Source organism: Pseudomonas sp. GL_117 (assembly GCF_057835125.1).
In genome coordinates, this window is sequence record NZ_CM174418.1 from 583306 (window position 1) to 604717 (window position 21412).

The window sequence follows — 21412 nt, forward strand, 5'->3', positions numbered from 1 at the left end:
CATAATCACGCCAACTGTCCATTCCTGTGATTGCCTTGGGAGAGCGCCTTGCCGAGCGTATCCACCGTGAACCCCGATGCGCCGGCGCTGCTGGTGCAACTGTCCGACAGCCACCTGTTTGCCGAGGCCGACGGCACGCTGCTGGGCATGAACACCCGTGAAAGCCTGCAACAGGTGATCGCGTTGGTGCGCACGCAACAACCGCAGATCGACCTGATGCTGGCCACTGGCGATCTGTCCCAGGACGGCACGCTGGCGTCGTACCAGCAATTTCGCGACATGACCCGGCAGATCGATGCGCCGGCACGCTGGATTCCCGGCAACCATGACGAACCCCAGATCATGGCCCACGCTGCCGTGCACAGTGATCTGTTGGAACCGGTGGTCGATGTCGGCCACTGGCGCATCATCCTGCTGGACTCCGCCGTGCCGGGCTCGGTGCCCGGTTACTTGCAGGATCAGCAGCTGCAACTGCTCGTCCAGGCGTTGAGTGAAGCGCCGAATCGCCATCATTTGGTGTGTTTCCACCATCACCCGGTGTCCATTGGCTGTGCCTGGATGGAGCCCATCGGCCTGCGCAATCCCGACGCGCTGTTTGCCGTGCTGGATCGCTTCCCGCAGGTCAAGGCAGTGCTCTGGGGGCATGTGCACCAGGAAATCGACCGCGAGCGCAACGGCGTGCGGTTGTTGGCCTCGCCGTCGACCTGCATCCAGTTCGCGCCGGGCAGCGAGGATTTCCAGGTCAGCGAGCAGGCGCCGGGGTATCGCTGGTTGCGATTGCATGCCGACGGGCGGTTGGAAACTGGCGTGGAGCGGGTCCAGGACTTCGAATTTATGGTGGATTACGGCAGCAACGGCTATTAAACGCTGCAAATACTGATCATAAATGTGGGAGCGGGCTTGCTCGCGAATGCGGTGGCTCAGTAACAGATGCAGTGACTGACCCACCGCATTCGCGAGCAAGCCCGCTCCCACATTGGTTCTTCGGTGTCCTGTGGATTGAGGTCATCACACAGGGCCGCTATCCCTGTAAACTGCGCCTCTTTGGCCCACGTCACGGAGAGCCCGGCATGTCCGCTTCGATCCTGTATATCCACGGTTTCAACAGTGCGCCGGCGTCCAACAAGGCCAGCCAGCTGATCACCGTGATGGACGCCCTCGGCCTGGCCGACCAGTTGCGTGTGCCGGCCCTGCATCACCACCCGCGTCAGGCAATTCCCCAACTGGAAGCGGCGATCGCTGAACTGGGGCGGCCACTGCTGGTCGGCAGCTCACTCGGCGGCTACTATGCAACCCATCTTGCCGAACGCCATGGCCTCAAGGCGCTGCTGGTCAACCCGGCGGTCAGCCCCCATCGGATGTTCGACGGTTACCTGGGCACCCAGAAGAACCTCTACACCGATGAAACCTGGGAATTGACCCACGACCACGTCGCGGCCCTGGCCGAACTGGAAGTGGCGGCGCCCCAGGACGCCGCGCGTTACCAGGTGTGGTTGCAGACCGGCGATGAAACGCTGGACTACCGCCTCGCCCAACAGTATTACCGTGCCTGCGCCTTGCGCATCCAGGCCGGTGGCGACCATGGTTACCAGGGGTTCGCCAGGCAATTGCCGGCGTTGTTGAGCTTTGCCGGGATTGGCGCAGATCAGTATCAATCCTTCGATTTTTCGTCATTGTAAAAATCGCAGGTCATTTTTTAATCGAACGACTCACGACGAGACACCATGGCCACTCCCAGCGCTAGCTCTTATAACGCCGACGCCATCGAAGTCCTCTCGGGCCTCGACCCGGTGCGCAAACGCCCCGGCATGTACACCGACACCAGCCGGCCGAACCACCTTGCCCAGGAAGTCATCGACAACAGCGTCGACGAAGCCCTGGCCGGTCACGCCAAGTCGGTGCATGTCATTCTCCACGCTGACCACTCCCTGGAAGTGTCCGACGACGGCCGCGGCATGCCGGTGGACATTCACCCGGAAGAGGGTGTGCCAGGCGTCGAGCTGATCCTCACCAAGCTCCATGCGGGCGGCAAGTTCTCCAACAAGAACTACCAGTTCTCCGGCGGCCTGCACGGCGTGGGCATTTCGGTGGTCAACGCCCTGTCCACGCTAGTGCGGGTCAGGGTCAAGCGCGATGGCAACGAATACGAGATGACCTTCGCCGATGGCTACAAGGCCACCGACCTGGCAGTCATCGGCACCGTTGGCAAGCGCAACACCGGCACCAGCGTGTACTTCGCGCCGGACCCGAAATACTTCGATTCGCCGAAATTCTCCATCAGCCGCCTCAAGCACGTGCTCAAGGCCAAGGCCGTGCTGTGCCCGGGCCTGCTCGTCACCTTTGAAGACAAAGGCACCGGCGAGAAGGTCGAGTGGCACTATGAAGACGGCCTGCGCTCCTACCTGGAAGACTCCGTCAGCGATTTCGAACGCCTGCCCAACGAGCCGTTCTGCGGCAGCCTGGCCGGTAATAAAGAAGCCGTCGACTGGGCGCTGTTGTGGCTGCCCGAAGGCGGCGACAGCGTGCAGGAAAGCTACGTCAACCTGATCCCCACGGCGCAGGGCGGCACCCACGTCAACGGTTTGCGCCAGGGTTTGCTGGATGCCATGCGCGAATTCTGCGAGTACCGCAGCCTGCTGCCGCGCGGCGTGAAGCTGGCGCCGGAAGACGTGTGGGAGCGCATCGCGTTCGTGCTGTCGATGAAGATGCAGGAGCCACAGTTCTCCGGCCAGACCAAGGAGCGCCTGTCGTCCCGCGAGGCGGCCGCGTTTGTCTCCGGCGTGGTCAAGGACGCCTTCAGCCTGTGGCTCAACGAACACCCTGAACTCGGCCTGGCCTTGGCCGAACTGGCGATCAACAACGCCGGCCGTCGCTTGAAGGCCAGCAAGAAGGTCGAGCGCAAGCGCATCACCGCCGGCCCGGCACTGCCGGGCAAATTGGCCGATTGCGCCGGGCAAGACCCGATGCGCTCCGAACTGTTCCTGGTGGAAGGTGATTCCGCCGGCGGTTCCGCCAAGCAAGCGCGGGATAAAGAGTTCCAGGCGATCCTGCCGTTGCGCGGCAAGATCCTCAACACCTGGGAAGTCGATGGCAGCGAAGTCCTCGCCAGCCAGGAAGTGCACAACATCGCCGTGGCCATCGGCGTCGATCCCGGCGCGGCGGACATGAGCCAACTGCGCTACGGCAAGATCTGTATCCTCGCCGACGCCGACTCCGACGGCCTGCACATCGCCACCTTGCTGTGCGCGCTGTTCGTGCAGCACTTCCGTCCGTTGGTGGATGCCGGTCACGTCTACGTCGCCATGCCGCCGCTGTACCGGATCGACCTGGGCAAAGAGATTTTCTACGCCCTCGACGAAGCCGAGCGCGATGGCATCCTCGACCGCCTGGTGGCCGAGAAGAAGCGCGGCAAGCCGCAGGTCACGCGATTCAAAGGCCTGGGTGAGATGAACCCGCCGCAGCTGCGCGAAACCACTATGGACCCGAACACCCGGCGCCTGGTGCAACTGACCCTGGGCGATGACTTCGCCGCGACGTCGGAAATGATGGACATGCTGCTGGCGAAGAAGCGCGCGCCAGACCGCAAGTCCTGGCTGGAATCCAAAGGCAACCTCGCCGAGGTCCTGGGCTGATGCGCACAGGTTTCGCCCTGGCGATCCTGGTGTTGAGCGGGTTGGCGGCTGCCTCGGTGGCTGCTGCGCCCGTGGCTGAACTCAAGTTGGTATCCGAACACCCGGTAGACGGCATGCGCGGCGGCAACCTGTCGGGCCTGGCGTTGTGTGGCAAGGAACTGTGGACCGTTTCTGATCGCGACGACGACCAGATCTATCGCCTGGACATCAGCGCGCCGACCTGGAAGGCCGAAACGGTGAAGATCGACGTGCCGCCGGTGCCGGAGTCCGGTTTGCCTTGGGGGCTGCGTTCGCGCACCAAGGCCGCGTCGTTCATTCGCGGTGGCGACCTGGATTTTGAAGGCATCAGTTGCGACGCCGCGGGCAACCGCTACATTGTCAGCGAAGCCCATGCTGCGGTGCTGCAAGTGCCGGCCAGTGGGGCGCCCGAGTGGTTGCGGATCGCCCCGGGCATGGTGCGCGAGGCGCGGGCCAGTGGCCTATTGCTGCACTTCAATGCGTTGTTTGAAGGCTTGGCGATAAATCCTGAAGGCAATCAGATTTGGCTCGCGGCCGAGCGCGAGCGGCGCGGCCTAATCTCGATCAAGCGTCCGCAAAGCCTGTGGGATTGCGACGGCCCGTGTGTGTTGCTGAGCGAGGCCGGCCAGGAAGTGCAGCCCGCCCAGTTCTCCAATGCCAAGGCGGTGTCCAAGGACTTTTCCGACCTGGCGCTGTTCAATGGCAAGCTGTTTACCCTTGAGCGCAATGCGTTCCAGATCTGCCGGCGCGATGCGGTCACGGCCAAAGTCGAGCTGTGCTGGTCGTTTGCCGATGAGACCCTGACCCCAGCGCGGCGCTACCCTCAGGCCTATGGCCTGGCCGAAGCCCTGGTGGTGGATGCCGACGGTGCCTGGTTGGGCATCGACAACAACTTCGGCCCGCGTGCCGATGGTGAAAAACGCCCGGTGGTTTATCGTTTCGCCGCCCCGGCCGGTGGCTGGAGTGCCCAGCCATGAATTTTGATTATTTTGAATTGACCCGGCGCCGCGGCATTTCCGCTGTGCCTTACCCAATGATGAGGCCCGCATGAGTGACATCCTCGCAGACAGCTTAGATGGCGTAGAACGCCGTTCGCTGGCTGACTTCACCGAAAATGCCTACCTCAACTACTCCATGTACGTGATCATGGACCGTGCCTTGCCGCATATCGGCGACGGCCTGAAGCCCGTACAGCGGCGCATCATTTACGCCATGAGTGAGTTGGGCCTGGACGCTGACTCCAAACACAAGAAGTCGGCGCGTACCGTCGGTGACGTGCTCGGTAAGTTCCACCCCCACGGCGATTCGGCCTGCTATGAAGCCATGGTGCTGATGGCGCAGCCGTTCAGCTACCGCTACACGCTGGTGGACGGCCAGGGCAACTGGGGTGCGCCGGATGATCCGAAGTCGTTCGCCGCCATGCGATACACCGAGGCGCGTTTGTCGCGTTACTCGGAAGTATTGCTCAGCGAACTGGGGCAGGGCACCGCCGACTGGGGCCCGAACTTTGACGGTACTCTCGACGAACCCCTGGTATTGCCGGCACGTTTGCCGAATATCCTCCTCAATGGCACCACCGGCATCGCCGTGGGCATGGCCACCGACGTGCCGCCGCACAACCTGCGCGAAGTCGCCACGGCCTGCGTGCGCCTGCTCGATGAGCCAAAGGCCACGGTCGAGCAGCTCTGCGAGCATATCCAGGGCCCGGACTACCCGACCGAAGCGGAAATCATCACGCCGCGCGCCGACCTGCTGAAGATGTACGAAACCGGCAAGGGCTCGGTGCGCATGCGCGCCGTGTACCACGTCGAAGATGGCGACATCATTGTCACCGCTTTGCCGCACCAGGTGTCCGGCGCCAAGGTGCTGGAGCAGATCGCGGCGCTGATGCAGGCCAAACCGTCGAAGCTACCGCAGGTTGCCGACCTGCGTGACGAGTCCGATCACGAAAACCCATGCCGTATCGTGATCATTCCGACCAACAGCCGGGTCGACCATGAAGTGCTGATGCAGCATCTGTTTGCCAGCACCGACCTGGAGTCGAGCTACCGGGTCAACGTCAACATCATCGGCCTGGACGGCAAGCCGCAGCTGAAAAACCTGCGCAACCTGCTGGTGGAGTGGCTGGAGTTCCGCGTGCAGACCGTGCGTCGCCGCCTGCAATTCCGCCTCGACAAGGTCGAGCGCCGCCTGCACCTGTTGGATGGCTTGCTGATTGCCTATCTCAATCTGGACCGGGTGATCCACATCATCCGTACTGCCGAACATCCCAAGGCTGAGCTGATCGCCGAGTTCCAACTGAGCGAGATCCAGGCCGATTACATCCTCGATACTCGCTTGCGCCAGTTGGCACGCCTGGAAGAAATGAAGCTGCGCGACGAACAAGACGCGCTGCTCAAGGAACAAGCCAAGCTGCAAGCCCTTCTGGGCAGTGAAGCCAAGCTGAAGAAGCTGGTGCGCACCGAGCTGATCAAAGACGCCGAAACCTATGGCGACGACCGCCGCTCGCCCATCGTGCAGCGCGCTGAAGCCAAGGCGCTGACAGAGACCGAGCTGCTGCCAAACGAGAAAATTACCGTCGTTCTGTCGGAAAAGGGTTGGGTTCGATCGGCCAAGGGGCATGATATTGACGCCACTGGTCTGTCGTACAAGGCTGGCGACGGCTTCAAGACCGCTGCGGCTGGGCGTTCCAACCAGTTTGCGGTGTTTATCGACTCGACCGGGCGCAGTTATTCGGTGCCGGCCCATACCCTGCCGTCTGCACGGGGCCAGGGCGAGCCGCTGACCGGGCGTCTGACGCCGCCGCCAGGGGCGAATTTCGAGTGTGTGCTGCTGCCGGAGGATGATGCGCTGTACGTGATCGCGTCCGACGCGGGTTACGGTTTCGTGGTCAAGGGTGAAGACCTGCAGGCCAAGAACAAGGCGGGCAAGGCGCTGTTGAGCCTGCCGAACAACGCCAAGGTGATCCTGCCGCGACCGGTGGACGATCGTGAGAGCAACTGGCTGGCGTCGGTGACCACCGAAGGCCGCCTGCTGGTGTTCAAGATCAGCGACCTGCCGCAGCTGGGCAAAGGCAAGGGCAACAAGATCATCGGGATTCCTGGCGAGCGAGTGGCCAGTCGCGAAGAGTATGTGACCGACATCGCGGTGATTCCGGAGGGCGCGACGCTGGTGCTGCAAGCCGGCAAGCGCACGCTGTCGCTGCGCCCTGACGACCTTGAGCATTACAAAGGCGAGCGCGGCCGGCGCGGTAACAAACTGCCACGGGGCTTCCAGCGGGTGGATGCTTTGCTGGTGGAAGCGCCGGTTTAACGCGCATTAGAGCCCTCGATCTACGATTTAACGCGTAGATCGACGCTTTGGCGCTGGAGTCATAGCGCATATTCACGGATGATATGGCCTTTCCAGCGCCGGCGTGGCCGCGCGTGTTTAGGGTATTTTTAGTATTAGTTGTGGTTAGCCTTGTGGCAGCCACCTGGATGGGATGATGACCGCTCCACGCGTGCCTTTATTTTTGATGCTCGCTGGCCTTTTGGGGCTGGCGGGTTGCAGCACACACCAGCCGGTGTCGCTGTACCAGCTGGACAGCGGAAGTCCGGCGCAGCCCGCCCAGGCTGCCGGTATGGCCGTTTTGCTCGGCCCTGTGGTCGTGGCTGACTACCTGCAACGCGAAACCCTGCTGCAACGTCAGAACGACGGCAGCCTGCAAGGTTCCATCGATGGTCGTTGGGCGGGCAGTTTGTCGTCCGACATCAACCAGCTGATGCTGCGCCAGGTGGCGGGTCACCTGGACAGCCAGCGCGTGGTGCTGTCGCCGGCACCGACGGGCTTCAGCCCGGATGTACAGGTGTTGTTGACCATCACGCGCCTTGACTCCGGCAAGTCGCAGCCAGCGATCCTCGATGCGCAGTGGCGCTTGATCGACCGTCGTGGCCAAGTGCGTGACAGCCGCATCGTGCACTTGCAGGAAGAACATGCCGGCACCACTGCGTCCCAGGTCCAGGCTCAGGGCGTGTTGTTGCAGCATTTGGCCGAGCAGTTGTCGGTGGCCCTCAAGCCATTGGCCAACCAACCGCCGATTGCCGAGGCGCCGCGCAAACAGGCACCGGTGCAGGCGGCCAAGCCGGCAGAACCGCAGAAGCCAAAGATGCCGATGGCAACGCCGATCCGTACGGATATGGAAGTGTTCAGGTTCTGAGCTGAATCACCGACACAAAAAAAGGCCCGCTGACTCAGCGGGCCTTTTTGTTTGTGCGCGATGTGGGGAGCACTGAAGATCAATTGTGGGAGCGGGCTTGCTCGCGAATGCGGTGATTCAGTCACTGATGTATCGACTGACACTCCGTATTCGCGAGCAAGCCCGCTCCCACACAAGCCCACTCCACAGTGGATGTTGCGGTGTTGCTTAGGGCTTGCGGGTCTCGTGCATCCGGGCCAACTGGCGCTCCAGCATCGACGGGTACGGCTCCATCAACCGCTCTACACAGCTCGCGCCTTCAGGGCTGGCAATCGGGCGGATACGTGCGCGCTGGCGGATCAGCGTGTCTTCGCTGATCTTGCGCTCCACCAGCAGCAGGTTGCGGCTGTGCTGCGACAAGGCCAGGGCATCCTGGGCGATTTCGGTGAGCAGCAGGTCGATCTGGCTCATGCCGAACAGATCATCACCCACCGTCAGGCCCAGTTGCAGTTGCAAGGTGATGCCGCTGTCCGCCACTTCGATCTGCAAGGCATGGCCCAGGGCACGCAGCAACTCGCCGCAGCAGATGGCGTTGGTCAGGTAGTCTTCGCCGCTGTCTTCGCTGTGGAACAGCATCAGCGTGCTGCCGTCGTTCAGGGTGTGCAGTTCGCTCTGGTACAGCGATGCGGCCTGGTCGAGGCAGTCGCGGTAGCGTTCCAGCAGTTCCGTCAGACGGGTGCGGGGCAGGCGGCGCAGTTGATCCTGGGAGCCCAGTTGCACAGCCAGCACCGCACTGTGCTGGGGTTCGGCGTTTTTGACCGGGGCAGGCTTCGGCGCGATGGCCGGGCTGTCGGACGCCGTGTCGCGCAGGTCGGCGAACGGGTCTTCGTCGTCCAGTTCGTCTTCTTCGGCCCGGATCGCCTTACGGGTGGCAGGCTTGAGGCCGGCGACCGGTGCGCTTTCGGCAAAGCCTGGCTCGCCCACGTCGAACTCGGGCTCGTCGTCGTATTCCGGCTCGGGCTCAGGTTCGCGCACGACCGGCTCCGGGGCGAAGCTGGCATGCAGTTGGCGGGCAAGGTCACCGATTTCATCCTGGCGGTCGGTGGCCGGGGTGTGTTCGTCGATGTCCCGCAGCCAGATGCGCAGTTGCATCAGAGGCGTGGAGATATGCCGACCCAGGCGCAGGCTCAGGGCCAACGCCAGGGCCAGCAGGATCGCGCTGAGGATGCCCATGCTTTGCAGGCTGATGGTCATTGGCTGCTGGAATTGCTGCATGTCCAGGCTGATGCGCAATTGGCCGGCCTTCACGTCCTGGAACGTGATGTTGCTCTGGTACAAGCCTTCGGCCTCACCCAGCAGGCCGTTTTTCGGGCGCTGCCCGGCTTCGGCCATGATCCGGTTGTCCACGCTGTAGATGGCGGCGTGGGCCACCAGCGGGTTCTTGGTCAGGTTGTTGAGCAGCACGTTGAGGCTGAGGATGTCGTTGGACACCAAAAGCTCAGTCGCCGAGGTGGCGGTTTGCGTGGTCAGGCTCTCGCCCAGGGCGTCGGCTTGCTCGTGCATGGCCTGCTTGAACTGCAAACCCATCACGCAGGCGTAGATCACCAGGGCCAGGGCGACCAGGATCACGTTATGGCTGGCGATGCGTAATGCGATCGGTACACGGCGATGGCGCAGTGCCCGGAAGATCAGCAGGAAGAAGTTGTCGGTTTTTACTGGCGTGGGCCGGTTCACTTGCGCTCGGCTCTTGGTCCGTGAAGTTGACGCGCAGTATAGCGACAGGCCCCAGAGCGTCAAAGCGCTGGCTGTGCCCGATGGTCACTGAAAGTGGGTAGAATGCGGTTTTTTTCCAGCCTGGGGGTGCGCCTTGCGCGAAATTGTCCTGATTAACATCACTGGTGAAGATCGCCCGGGTCTCACCGCCGCCATTACCGGTGTTCTGGCCCAGGGTGGTGTGAACATTCTCGACATCGGCCAGGCGGTGATCCACGACACGTTGTCATTCGGCATCCTGGTTGAGATCCCGAGCACTGAACAGGCGTCTTCGGTACTCAAGGACATCCTGTTTACCGCGTACAAGCTCGATCAACAGGTGCGTTTCACCCCGGTATCGGAAGAGGACTACCAGCAATGGGTCGCCGGCCAGGGCAAGAAGCGCCATATCGTCACCCTGCTGACCCGCAAGGTCACGGCCGAGCAACTGCAGCGCGTCAGCTCGATCACGGCGCAGTATGGCTTGAATATCGACCATATCGACCGTCTGTCGGGGCGCATGCCGTTGGACACCCCGGCCGACAAAGGCAAGGGCTGCATCGAATTCTCCGTGCGCGGTGAGCCGGCCGACCCGCAAGCCCTGCGCGCCGAGTTCCTCAGCGTGGCCCAGGAGCTGAATGTCGACATCGCCTTCCAGGAAGACTCGCTGTTCCGCCGTAACCGCCGCCTGGCGGTGTTCGACATGGACTCGACGCTGATCGAAGCCGAAGTCATCGACGAACTGGCCAAGGCGGCCGGCGTGGGGGAGCAGGTCTCCGAGATCACTGAGCGCGCCATGGCCGGTGAGCTGGACTTCCGCGCCAGCTTCAAGGAGCGCCTGGCGCTGCTCAAGGGCCTGGACGTGAGCGTGCTGGACTCCATCGGTGCCTCGCTGCGCCTGACGGAAGGTGCCGAAACCCTGTTCGCCGAACTCAAGCGCCTGGGCTACAAGACCGCGATCCTGTCCGGCGGCTTCACCTATTTCGCCAAGCAGCTGCAGGCCAAGTTGGGCATCGACTATGTATTCGCCAACGAGCTGGAAGTGGTGGATGGCAAGGTGACTGGCGTGGCGGTCGAGCCGATTGTCGACGCACAGCGCAAGGCGGACTTGCTGAAGGAATTGGCCCATAAGGAAGGTTTGCGTCTGGAGCAGACCATTGCGGTCGGCGACGGTGCAAATGACTTGCCGATGCTGGCGATTGCCGGGTTGGGTGTGGCATTCCGGGCGAAGCCATTGGTGAAACAGTCGGCGAAGCAGGCGATTTCGACGTTGGGGTTGGATGGGGTGTTGTATCTGCTGGGTTTCCGCGACCGCGATGGCCAGCTGTAGTCACTGAAGAAACGCAGTAAAAAATGTGGGAGCTGGCTTGCCGGCGATAGCATCACCTCGGCATCACTGATGCACCGAGGTGCCTGCATCGCAGGCAAGCCAGCTCCCACATTGGGTTCTGCGTTAGGCTTTTGGCAGTGCCATGCCCTGGCCCATCTGCACTGGTGTGCCCGCAGCCAACTCTTCGGCCCACTTCACCTGATCCGGCCCGAACAGCACGATCGCCGTCGAACCCAGCTTGAAGCGGCCCAGCTCGGCACCTTTCTCCAGATGAATCGGCGCACGTGCGGCTTCGTCATAGCGGAAGGTTTTCAACTCGCGCTTGGGCGGTGTCACCAAGCCAGCCCACACGGTTTCAATCGACGCGACGATCATCGCGCCCACCAATACCACCGCCATCGGACCGCGTTCGGTGTCGAAAATGCAGGCAACGCGTTCGTTACGTGCGAACAGCTCCGGTACGTTTTCGGCGGTGGTCTGGTTGACCGAGAAGATGCGCCCCGGGATATAGATCATCTCGCGCAGGGTGCCGGCCAGCGGCATGTGCACGCGGTGGTAATCCTTCGGCGACAGGTAGACCGTCGCGAAGTCGCCGCCCATGAACGGTGCCGCCACGGCGGAATCACCCCCCAGCAACTCCAGCACGCTGAAGCTGTGGCCCTTGGCCTGGAACACACGGCCATGCTCGATCGGGCCCAACTGGCTGACGGCGCCATCGGCCGGGCTGAGTACCGCGCCTGGGGTTTGATCCAGCGGGCGCGCGCCGTCTTTCAGGGCGCGGGTGAAGAAGGCGTTGAAGTGCTCATAGGCGGTCACGTCTTCTACCAGGGCCTGGGACATGTCCACTTGATAGCGCTTGGCGAACCAGCTGGTGAACGCGTTCTTGAACCAGCGCACGCGGCACTCGGCAATGCAGCCGGCCAAGCGCGAGAGCAAGTGGTGCGGCAGCAAGTACTGGCTGAGGATAAACAACTGCTTTTTCATTTACTGTCCTTAAACCTTAAATCTCAACGGGGGTGTCGGGGTGGTTGCCCCATTCGCCCCAGGAACCGGCATAACCTTTGACTCGCGGATAACCGAGCGCCTTGGCCACCAGATAGGTGAAGCCAGAGCGGTGGTGAGTCTGGCAGTGGGTGATGATTTCTTTGTCGCGGGTCAGCCCGAGGTTTTCGAGGATCTGCGGCATGTCGCGGCGGATGCGCAGGTTGCGCGCAGGGTCCATGCCGGCGGTCCATTCGAAGTTCACGGCGCCGGGGATGTGCCCACCTTTGGCGGCGAGGACTTTCTCGCCGGAATACTCCAGCGGGCCGCGTGCGTCCCAGATGCCCAGGTCGGCAGCGCCGAGGCGGCTTTGCAGGTATTCGCGGGTGGCGGTGGGGCCGTCGTGCAGCGTCAGGCTGACCGGGCCGCCGACGGGTGCGGGGACCTCGGTGGAGACCGGGTGTTGGCCTTCCAGCCAGGCCAGCAGGCCGCCGTCGAGGTAGTGATACTTCTGGTGACCGATCACGTCGAGCATCCAGATGAAGCGGCCGGCCCAGCCACCGCCTTCGTCGTCGTAGACCACGTAGGTCGCGTCCGGGGTGTGACCCAGTTCGCCGAAGAGTTTTTCCAGGTCTGCCTTGTTGGGCAGCAGCCCCGGTGCAGGCGCCTGGCCCAGTTGGGTGCGCTTGGGGTCAACGAAATGCGCGCCGGGGATATGCCCCTGGGCGTAGCGGGCGGCACTGGTGAGGTCCACCAGTATCAGGTGTTCGGCATCGAGGCGACCTTGCAGGTCGCTGGATTCGATCACCAGCGGCAAGCCAGAGAAGTCAGGCATGTGAGGTCTCCTGGGCACAAATGTTGGCGATAAAGGACCGCGATTGTAGCGCAAGCATCAGGCGCTGCGGTTGGTAAAGCAGTGCAGGGCTTTCTCGATGCATTGGGCGGTTTTGCCGAAGGCTTGCACGGTGGTTTCCGAGAACGGCCCGCCGCCCTGGTCGGCCACCATCAGCATCACCACCTTGCCGTTGCAGCTCAGGGAGCGCAGCAGCAGGTGCTCGCCGTTGAACAGGCGACGCAGGATCGGCGGCAACAAGGCCGAGAACTGCGCGTGGTTGTCCGGGTTGAGGCGCACCTGGGCGGATTTTTCCAGCAGGCGCTGCAGCAAGGTGCTGTTGGTCACATCAAGGCTCAGGTTGGCGGCGTCCTTTGGCAGGCCGTCGGCCTGGTGCACACGCAAGGTGCTTTGGGCGCGGTCGGTCATCAGCAGCATGACCCGTTGCATGCCGCTGGCCACCAGTGCCTCTTTGGCGCAGGTGGTCAGGTGCATGGCGTTGGCGAAGCGGCTCGGTTCCACCAGCAACTCGGTGCAGCGGCTGCGCCACAGGGCCAGTGCTTCGGCGGTGGGCGGTGGTGCCGGCAGCAGGCCGCGATGGATTTTTTGCACATGCCACGGCCAGATCAGCGACAGCGCCGGGTGCCAGAGGTCGGGCATCAAGGTGCTGCGGGCGCTGGTCACGGCTTGCTGGTGCACCTGTTGCTGCACATCGCCCAGCGGCTGTTGCAGGTACAGGGCGGTGAGGTATTGCCAGCGCTCGGTGTGCGGGCAAGTCCAGGATTCCTGGGCCGACATCGCCAGGCCGTTGGCCAGCAGCACGGTGTTGGCCGGCTGGTTCAGCCAGCGTCGCAGGTTGGGTTCGGCGTCGAGCAATTGCTGGTGGCGCAGCGCGTCGTCCTCGCGGGCGATGCGCAGGGCCTTGACCAGCAAGCGCTGCTCTTTGAGTAGCAGGTTGTAGCCCTGGGACACCCAGATCGGCAGGTGCCAGGTTTCGGTCAAGCCCAGGCACAGGTCGAGCAGGCGCACGCCGAACAGTTCCTGTTCGACCTGGCGCGCGGACTGGCCTTTGTGGATCACCCGCAGCTCCCATTCTTCAAGGAGCTTGGGGTAGGCGACGGCCATCGGCCACAGCGGCGACAGGAACAACAGGCTGCCCCAGTGGATGTCCTGCCACAACCGCGCCAGGCGGCTGGCGAACAAACCGTTGGCCTGCTGCGAGGCGTGCTGGCTGACCAGCAACAGTTGGCGCAAGGCCACCGGTATTTCCTGGGCCGGCACCGACGGCAGGCGCGCCAGTAGCTCTTCGGCGCGCTTGAGGCCGAGGCGGTTGAGCGCCACTTCGAGGTTTTCCGCCGGTTCCGTGAAGCTGCCATGGGTATGGCTGTTGGCCTCGCGAATCACGCTGAGCACCAGCGCCGGGCTGTTTTGCATCAGCTCGGCAATATCGCGCAACGAACTGCGGTTATCGCGGATGGCTTTGCACACGCGCTCGTGACTGGCCTGGGGGACGGGCAGCAGCACATCGTCCAGGCGCTTGATCCAAGCGGCGAGAGAATTGGGTTTTGCAGTTGGGACTGTCGTTTCATTAGCCATGATTGGGGCGCGATCATCACTTGCGGTCAACACGCCCGGAGCGGGCCGAACTGGCTTTTCGCCTTAACGGGCTATAGTCTGGCGCAGTTTTGCCGATAAGTAGAACAAGAGTTTTTCAGTTCCACCAAATATGTCCATGAACCCGACGGCGCAAGTACTCATCCCCTATGGCTAAAATTATCGGCATCATCGTCGTCTTCGCAAGCGTGCTCGGTGGGTACGTCCTGTCCCACGGTAAAATTGCCGCGCTGATTCAACCCTTCGAGGTGATGATTATCGGTGGCGCCGCACTGGGCGCATTCCTGCAGGCGAACCCCGGCTACATGACCATGCACGTGGTCAAGAAATCCCTGGCGATGTTCGGTTCGCGCTTTACCCACACCTTCTATCTTGAAGTGCTGGGCCTGGTGTATGAGATCCTCAACAAGAGCCGCCGCGAAGGCATGATGGCCATCGAGGCCGACATCGAAGACGCTGCCGCCAGCCCGATTTTCGCCAAGTACCCGGCGGTGCTCAAAGACGAGCGCATGACCGCCTACATCTGCGATTACCTGCGCATCATGTCCTCCGGCAACATGGCCCCCCATGAGCTGGAAGGCTTGTTCGACATGGAGTTGTTCAGCCTCAAGGAAGAACTGGAGCATCCGTCCCACGCCGTGACCGGCATCGCCGACGGCATGCCCGGCTTCGGTATCGTTGCGGCGGTACTCGGTATCGTGGTGACCATGGCTTCCCTGGGCGAAGGCGACCAGGCGGCCATCGGCATGCACGTAGGTGCGGCGCTGGTGGGTACGTTCTTCGGTATCCTCGCGGCCTACGGCTTCTTCGGCCCGCTGGCCACCTCCCTGGCCCACGATGCCAAGGAAGAAATCAACCTGTACGAATCGATCAAGGCCAGCCTGGTAGCGTCCGCTTCCGGCATGCCGCCATCGCTGGCGGTGGAGTTCGGTCGTAAAGTGTTGTACCCGAAACATCGCCCAAGCTTCGCCGAGCTGGAACAAGCGGTTCGCGGTCGCTAAGCCATGGAAAACAACCAGCCGATAATCATCAAGCGCGTCAAGCGCTTCGCTGCGGGGCACCATGGCGGTGCCTGGAAAATCGCCTTCGCTGACTTTGCCACGGCGATGATGGCGTTCTTCCTGGTGCTGTGGCTGATGTCCACCGCCACGCCGGAACAGAAGATCGCCATCGCCGGTTACTTCAAGGACCCGATCGGCTTCTCGGAAAGCGGCACGCCTTTCGTGATCGACCTGGGCGGCTCGCCGCAGTTGGCGCCGGAGCGCACCATCAACCCGGAGGTCAAGACCGAAGCGCCGCAGGAACATATCCCGATTGAGCGCGACACCGTCGAAGCCATGGCCGAGCAGGTCGAGCAGGAACGCCTGGAACTGTTGCTGCAAGAGTTGCAGACCAAGGTCGAGGAGAACCCGCAACTGCTGAAGTTCAAGGATCAGATCTCGTTTGAGATCACCCCGGACGGCCTGCGCATCCAGATCACCGACGCGGCCAACCGGCCGATGTTCGACTCCGGCAGCGCGCGCCTGAAGCCTTACTTCGAAGACATCCTGCTGGCCATGGCCGACACCATCAAGGCGGTGCCGAACAAGATCAGTATCAGCGGCCACACCGACGCCAAGCCGTACGCGGGCCAAGGCGACTTCGGCAACTGGGAACTCTCCGCCAACCGTGCCAACGCCGCCCGCCGCGCGCTGGTGGCCGGCAGCTACCCGGACCCGCAAGTGGCGCGCGTGGTGGGCTTTGCCTCCTCGCAGCTGTTTGATCCCAAAGACCCGTTCAACCCGATCAACCGGCGGATCGACATCGTCGTGCTGACCAAAAAGGCCCAGCGTGCGATTGAAGGTGATCAACCCAAACCGGCGCCGACCTCAGGTGCGGGTGCGCCCGGTGAAGTACCGGCCGACCCGAACGCCCTCCCGCCAGGGCAGGAGCCGTTGCCGGCCCATGAGCTGCGGCAGAAGCTGAACCTGTTTGACGATGGTGGGGTGAAAGATCCTACGGTGCCTAAAGCTGGTTCTTAAGCTGCACACGCAAAAAGGCCGCGATGATCGCGGCCTTTTTGTTCCTGCCCTGTGGCGCAGCTTTCTATGCTGCGCAGCAGTCACCGACTTTTTAGGGGCGCTGCGCACCCCAGCGCAAGCAAGGGTCAGTAACTGCTTTCAGGAAGACTCGCAATAATCGACCGATAGCTGTTCATCCGCTGCTGTTGCACGCGTCCATCTTCCAGCGCCTTGAGCAACGCACAGCCTGGCTCGCGGTCGTGTTTGCAATCGCGGAAGCGGCAAGTGCCGATGAGGTCGTTGAACTCGATGAAGCCCGCTTCCACATCGCTGCGGCTGACGTGGCCGAGGCCGAATTCGCGGATGCCCGGGGAGTCGATCAGTTCGCCGCCGCCGGGGAAGTGGAACAACCGCGCGGTGGTGGTGGTGTGGGTGCCCTGCCCGGACAGTTCCGACAACGGGCCTACACGGGTTTCGACTTCCGGCAGCAGGCTGTTGACCAGCGAGGATTTACCCACGCCCGATTGGCCGACAAACACGCTGATGCGTCCATCCAACTGCTGTTGCAGTTGCTCCATGCCGTTGCCGTGGTGCGCCGACACTTCCAGCACCGGGTAACCCAGGGTGCGGTAGACCGCCAGCAGCGCATTGAGCGCCGGGGCGTTCTGCTCGTCGATCAGGTCGAATTTGTTCAGCAGCAGCAGCGGGCGGATGCCGGCGTGCTCGGCTGCCACCAGGTAGCGGTCGATCAGGTTGGCGTGGGGCTCGGGCAGCGGCGCAAACACGATCACGATCATGTCGACGTTGGCCGCCACCGGCTTGAGCTGGCCGCGACTGTCCGGGCGGCGCAGTTCAGTGGTGCGCGGCAACTGGGCGACGATCACGCCGATGCCCTGGTTGCCGGCACGCCATACCACCTTGTCGCCGGTGACCAGCGCAGGCAGGTTGGCGCGCAGGTGGCAACGGAATACCTGGCCTGTGAGTTCGCCTTCCAGCGCCTCGACTTCGACCTGCACACCAAAGTGCGCGATCACCAGGCCCGTTTGCTCGGGGCCCAGGTCGCCGCCCTCGAGCGCTTCCACGGCGGAGGATTCACGTTTGGCGGCGCGAGCAGCGCGTTCACCTTGAATCTTTTCGATGCGCCAGTTTTGGCGACGATTGAGCTGGCGTTTGGCCATTGGTGTTCCGTGTCGATAATGCAAAGGTTGGGTAAAACGGTCGCGAGTCTAGCACGGCCCCGCCTGCTAAACTGCGCAGCTACGCCAAGGTGCCAAGAGAATAGAGCCATGCAAAACCCACAGAACCTGATTTGGATCGATCTGGAAATGACCGGTCTGAACCCCGACACCGACGTCATCATCGAGATGGCCACCATTGTCACCGACAGCAACCTCAATACCCTGGCCGAAGGTCCGGTGATCGCCATCCATCACAGCGACGCCGTGCTGGCCACCATGGACGAATGGAACACCCGCACCCACGGCAACTCCGGCCTGACCCAGCGCGTGCGCGACAGCCGCATCAGCATGGCCGAAGCCGAAGCCGAGACCATCGCGTTCCTGGAAAAGTGGGTGCCCAAGGGCAAGTCGCCGATCTGCGGCAATAGCATCTGCCAGGACCGCCGCTTCCTCTATACCCACATGAAGGGGCTGGAGAGCTACTTCCACTACCGCAACCTGGATGTGTCCACCTTGAAAGAGCTGGCCGCGCGTTGGGCGCCGGAAGTCAAAGACAGCTTCCATAAAGGCAGCACCCATCTGGCGCTGGATGATATTCGCGAGTCGATCGCCGAGTTGCAGCATTACCGCAAGCATTTCATCAAGGCTTGAGCCAACCCCTGCGATGAGCGCCTATCTCTTTCTGTAGTGAGCGGGCTTGCCCCGCGCTGGGGCGCGAAGCGCCCCGAATGCAGCCTACATACTCGTCCAAGCAGGTATCATTGCCTGCTTTGGGGCCGCTGCGCGCCCCAGCGCGGGGCAAGCCCGCTCACTACAACATCGCAAGGATCGCCACCATGCTGCTGATGCTCTACCTCATCGCCATCACCGCCGAAGCCATGACTGGCGCCCTGTCCGCCGGGCGGCGCGGTATGGACTGGTTTGGTGTGGTGCTGATCGCTTGCGTGACGGCGCTGGGCGGCGGTTCGGTGCGTGACGTGCTGCTGGGGCATTACCCGCTGACCTGGGTCAAACACCCGGAATACCTGGTGCTGACCTCGGTGGCGGCGCTGGTGACGATCTTTATCGCGCCGTTGATGCGCCATCTGCGCTCGCTGTTCCTGGCGCTGGATGCCGTGGGGTTGGTGGCGTTCACCTTGATCGGTTGCATGACCGCCCTGGAAATGGGGCATGGCATGCTGGTGGCGTCGGTCAGTGGCGTGATCACCGGCGTGTTCGGCGGCATCCTGCGGGACATTTTCTGCAACGACATCCCGCTGATCTTTCGACGTGAGCTGTACGCCAGCGTGTCGTTCCTCGCCGCCTGGTTCTACCTGCTGTGTCTGTATCTGGAGCTGCCCAGCGAACAGGCGATTCTGCTGACTTTGTTCAGCGGCTTTCTCTTACGCCTGCTGGCGATCCGTTTTCACTGGGAAATGCCCAAGTTCGTCTATAACGACGACGTCCACTAGCCGCGCGTGGCGTGCTGCTTCAGCGCCCATTCCACATGCTCGCGCACCAGCTCTGAGGGGGAGTCCCGCCGTGCCTTCAAGGCTTCCAGCACGGGGATGCTCGATGGCGCATTGCCCAGGCCCACCGCCAGGTTGCGCAGCCAGCGCTCGTACCCGGCGCGACGCAGGGGTGAACCTTCGGTGCTGCTGAGGAATTTGTCCTCGTCCCACATAAACAGCTCGGCCAACTCGGCATTGTCCAGGTTGTGGCGAGGCTTGAAATCGCTTTCGTCGGTGGCTCGGGCGAAACGATTCCACGGGCACACGATCTGACAGTCATCGCAGCCAAATACCCGGTTGCCGATCAGCGGGCGCAGCTCTTCCGGGATCGCGTTCTTCAGTTCGATGGTCAGGTAGGAAATGCAGCGCCGGGCATCCAGCACATAGGGGCCGACGAAGGCATTGGTGGGACAGATGTCCAGGCACGCCGTGCAACGCCCGCAGTGTTCGGTGCCATGGGGCTCGTCCACCGGCAGCGGCAGGTCGACAAACAGCTCGCTGAGGAAGAAGTAACTGCCGGCCTTGCGGTTGAGCACCAGGGTGTTCTTGCCGATCCAGCCCAGGCCGGCCTGTTCGGCGATGGCTTTTTCCAGCACCGGCGCGCTGTCGACGAAGGCGCGGAAACCGAACGGCCCGATCTGCGCCTGGATGCGGTCGGCCAGTTGTTGCACGCGCTTGCGGATCAGCTTGTGGTAGTCGCGGCCGAGGGCGTAGCGCGAGATGTAGGCTTTTTCCGGCTTGGCCAGTAGTTGCGCCATTTGGGTGTCGCCGGGCAGGTAGTCCATGCGCAGCGAGACCACGCGCAGCGTGCCGGGCACCAGTTCATCGGGATGGGAGCGTTTGCTGCCGTGGGCGCCCATGTAGTCCATCTCGCCGTGGTAGCCGGCGTCGAGCCAGCGTTGCAGGTGCTGTTCATGCTTGGCGAGGTCCAGGCCGCTGATGCCGACTTGTTGAAAGCCCAGTTCGCGACCCCAGTCTTTGATCGATTGGGCGAGGGCGGGCAGATCGGAGGTAATCGCGGGCATGAGACAGGGGAAACCACAGGTTAGATGCGTATAATTCTGCCAGACATCGGAGCCCGAAGACGCATGCCGCAGACAAAACACTCAATTAACGACGTTCAGCCCCTGTTGCCTGGCGATTTACCGCAACTGGCTGCGCGTTCCCCGGACGCCCACAAAGGCCGGTTCGGCCACCTGCTGGTGATTGGCGGTGACCGTGGCTTGGGCGGGGCTGCGCTGCTCAGCGCGGAAAGTGCCTTGCGCAGTGGCGCAGGCCTGGTCTCCCTGGCGACGCGCCCGGAGCACGTGCCTGCCGCCTTGGCCCGTTTGCCGGAAGTGATGACCGTTGGCGTGAGCTCGGCCAACCAGTTGATGGGCTTGCTGGAGAAAATTTCGGTCATCGTGGTTGGTCCAGGCCTTGGCGATGCCGCCTGGGGCAAAAGCCTGTTGTCCGTCGCTGCCAATGCGCACCGGCCACAGGTCTGGGACGCCGACGCCTTGAACCAACTGGCCACGGGCAACGTCAACTTGCCGGCCAACAGTGTCATCACCCCGCATCCGGGTGAGGCTGCGCGGTTGTTGGGCCTGTCGACAGCCGAGGTTCAGGCTGATCGTCTTAAGGTGGCGCGCGCGTTGAGCCGGAAATTCAATGCAGTGGCTATTCTCAAGGGGGCTGGCAGTTTGATTGCCAGCCCGGATGGACGTGTTTCGCGTTGTGACCAAGGCCATCCGGCAATGGCCACGGCAGGCTTGGGTGATGTATTGGCCGGTCTCGTCGGAGCATTGCTGGCCCAGGGCATGCCAGCCTATGACGCCAGCTGCCTGGCTGTGTGGTTGCACGCCACGGCGGGGGATCGCCAGGGCAGCTTTGGTCGCGGCCTGGCGGCCAGTGACCTGATACCTGCCATTCGTCAATTGCTGGAGGAACAGTCACCGTGTCTGAAGTAATCCTATTCCTGGCCGATGAAGACGCCATGGTCGCGTTCGGTCAGCGCATCGCGCAGGTCACGGCCGGTGCGGGGCTGATCTTTCTCGAGGGCGACCTGGGGGCGGGCAAGACCACGTTGTCCCGGGGAATCATTCGCGGCTTGGGCCATGCGGGCGCGGTAAAAAGCCCGACGTTCACCCTGGTAGAGCCTTACGAGATTGGCGCCGTGCGCGCCTTTCACTTCGACCTCTACCGTTTGGTCGACCCCGAGGAGCTGGAGTACATGGGGATCCGGGATTACTTCGATGAAGATGCGTTGTGCCTGATCGAGTGGCCAGATAAAGGCACAGGCTTTTTGCCAAAGCCGGACCTGACCATTACCATTACGCCGCATGAAACAGGACGTCAGTTGAAGTTGTTGCCCCAGAGCGCGCGCGGCCAGTCGTGGTGCGCCGCTTTGGCATTGGAATTCAAATAAT

At 62.6% G+C, this 21412-nt stretch carries 19 protein-coding genes; 13 read left to right on the forward strand and 6 right to left on the reverse strand.

Annotated features, from left to right (window positions below; all coding sequences use genetic code 11):
* Positions 1–48: 48 nt before the first annotated feature.
* The 6 genes from cpdA (at position 49) to AC3ISR_RS02510 (ending at position 7848) form a co-directional block, all read left to right on the forward strand.
* Complete coding sequence (gene cpdA, locus AC3ISR_RS02485; protein ID WP_463984683.1) at positions 49–864, forward strand: 3',5'-cyclic-AMP phosphodiesterase; 816 nt, start codon at positions 49–51, stop codon at positions 862–864.
* Positions 865–1070: 206 nt separating this feature from the next.
* Positions 1071–1679, forward strand: a complete 609-nt coding sequence (locus tag AC3ISR_RS02490; protein ID WP_192298263.1) for a YqiA/YcfP family alpha/beta fold hydrolase — start codon at positions 1071–1073, stop codon at positions 1677–1679.
* A gap of 45 nt (positions 1680–1724) precedes the next feature.
* A complete protein-coding gene (parE, locus tag AC3ISR_RS02495; RefSeq protein ID WP_192298262.1) occupies positions 1725–3632 on the forward strand; it encodes a DNA topoisomerase IV subunit B in 1908 nt (635 codons plus the stop codon).
* Complete coding sequence (locus AC3ISR_RS02500) at positions 3632–4627, forward strand: esterase-like activity of phytase family protein (RefSeq protein WP_192298261.1); 996 nt, start codon at positions 3632–3634, stop codon at positions 4625–4627. The genes parE and AC3ISR_RS02500 overlap by 1 nt, the downstream gene beginning before the upstream one ends.
* 70 nt (positions 4628–4697) lie before the next feature.
* Positions 4698–6962 carry a DNA topoisomerase IV subunit A gene (gene parC, locus AC3ISR_RS02505; RefSeq protein WP_192298260.1) on the forward strand — a complete coding sequence of 755 codons (2265 nt, stop codon included), beginning with the start codon at positions 4698–4700 and terminating at the stop codon, positions 6960–6962.
* Positions 6963–7137: 175 nt separating this feature from the next.
* The gene (locus AC3ISR_RS02510) at positions 7138–7848 is read left to right on the forward strand and encodes a PqiC family protein (protein ID WP_192298259.1); all 711 of its coding nucleotides are present in this window, start codon (positions 7138–7140) and stop codon (positions 7846–7848) included.
* A gap of 207 nt (positions 7849–8055) precedes the next feature.
* On the opposite strand, the gene AC3ISR_RS02515 is transcribed toward AC3ISR_RS02510, so the two are convergent.
* On the reverse strand, positions 8056–9561 hold the full coding sequence (locus tag AC3ISR_RS02515) for an AhpA/YtjB family protein (protein WP_192298258.1): 1506 nt from the start codon (positions 9559–9561) through the stop codon (positions 8056–8058).
* 133 nt (positions 9562–9694) lie between these two features.
* On the opposite strand from AC3ISR_RS02515, the gene serB reads away from it, so the two are divergent.
* Positions 9695–10909, forward strand: a complete 1215-nt coding sequence (gene serB / locus AC3ISR_RS02520; RefSeq protein WP_028615502.1) for a phosphoserine phosphatase SerB — start codon at positions 9695–9697, stop codon at positions 10907–10909.
* A gap of 123 nt (positions 10910–11032) precedes the next feature.
* Here serB and asd read toward each other — a convergent pair whose 3' ends face one another.
* The 3 genes from asd to AC3ISR_RS02535 are packed head-to-tail and all read right to left on the reverse strand — an operon-like array spanning position 11033 to position 14318.
* The gene (gene asd / locus AC3ISR_RS02525; protein ID WP_463984684.1) at positions 11033–11893 is read right to left on the reverse strand and encodes an archaetidylserine decarboxylase; all 861 of its coding nucleotides are present in this window, start codon (positions 11891–11893) and stop codon (positions 11033–11035) included.
* A gap of 16 nt (positions 11894–11909) precedes the next feature.
* Positions 11910–12725: a rhodanese-like domain-containing protein gene (locus AC3ISR_RS02530; protein ID WP_463984685.1), complete on the reverse strand. Its 816-nt coding sequence runs from the start codon at positions 12723–12725 to the stop codon at positions 11910–11912.
* A 57-nt stretch (positions 12726–12782) separates the two neighbouring features.
* Entirely contained in the window at positions 12783–14318 is a 1536-nt protein-coding gene (locus AC3ISR_RS02535; RefSeq protein WP_192298255.1) for an HDOD domain-containing protein, read from the reverse strand.
* A 167-nt stretch (positions 14319–14485) separates the two neighbouring features.
* Between AC3ISR_RS02535 and motA the strand changes: the two genes are divergently transcribed.
* Both motA and motB read left to right on the forward strand, forming a co-directional pair.
* A complete protein-coding gene (gene motA, locus AC3ISR_RS02540; protein WP_122308461.1) occupies positions 14486–15337 on the forward strand; it encodes a flagellar motor stator protein MotA in 852 nt (283 codons plus the stop codon).
* Between the two features lie 3 nt (positions 15338–15340).
* On the forward strand, positions 15341–16357 hold the full coding sequence (motB, locus tag AC3ISR_RS02545; protein ID WP_463984686.1) for a flagellar motor protein MotB: 1017 nt from the start codon (positions 15341–15343) through the stop codon (positions 16355–16357).
* Positions 16358–16482: 125 nt separating this feature from the next.
* Here motB and rsgA read toward each other — a convergent pair whose 3' ends face one another.
* On the reverse strand, positions 16483–17514 hold the full coding sequence (rsgA, locus tag AC3ISR_RS02550; RefSeq protein ID WP_192298253.1) for a small ribosomal subunit biogenesis GTPase RsgA: 1032 nt from the start codon (positions 17512–17514) through the stop codon (positions 16483–16485).
* 108 nt (positions 17515–17622) lie between these two features.
* Here rsgA and orn point away from each other — a divergent pair, with 108 nt between their 5' ends.
* Positions 17623–18165 (forward strand): oligoribonuclease, encoded by a 543-nt coding sequence (gene orn, locus AC3ISR_RS02555; RefSeq protein WP_003171343.1) that lies wholly within the window; start codon positions 17623–17625, stop codon positions 18163–18165.
* Between the two features lie 185 nt (positions 18166–18350).
* Positions 18351–18965: a trimeric intracellular cation channel family protein gene (locus tag AC3ISR_RS02560; RefSeq protein ID WP_012721908.1), complete on the forward strand. Its 615-nt coding sequence runs from the start codon at positions 18351–18353 to the stop codon at positions 18963–18965.
* Here AC3ISR_RS02560 and queG read toward each other — a convergent pair.
* On the reverse strand, positions 18962–20029 hold the full coding sequence (queG, locus tag AC3ISR_RS02565; RefSeq protein ID WP_463984687.1) for a tRNA epoxyqueuosine(34) reductase QueG: 1068 nt from the start codon (positions 20027–20029) through the stop codon (positions 18962–18964). The two genes, AC3ISR_RS02560 and queG, sit on opposite strands and share 4 nt — an antisense overlap.
* Positions 20030–20092: 63 nt before the next feature.
* Here queG and AC3ISR_RS02570 point away from each other — a divergent pair, with 63 nt between their 5' ends.
* On the forward strand, positions 20093–20953 hold the full coding sequence (locus AC3ISR_RS02570; RefSeq protein ID WP_463984688.1) for an NAD(P)H-hydrate dehydratase: 861 nt from the start codon (positions 20093–20095) through the stop codon (positions 20951–20953).
* Complete coding sequence (gene tsaE / locus AC3ISR_RS02575) at positions 20941–21411, forward strand: tRNA (adenosine(37)-N6)-threonylcarbamoyltransferase complex ATPase subunit type 1 TsaE (RefSeq protein WP_192300279.1); 471 nt, start codon at positions 20941–20943, stop codon at positions 21409–21411. Before AC3ISR_RS02570 ends, tsaE begins: the two co-directional genes overlap by 13 nt.
* Position 21412: the final 1 nt, after the last annotated feature.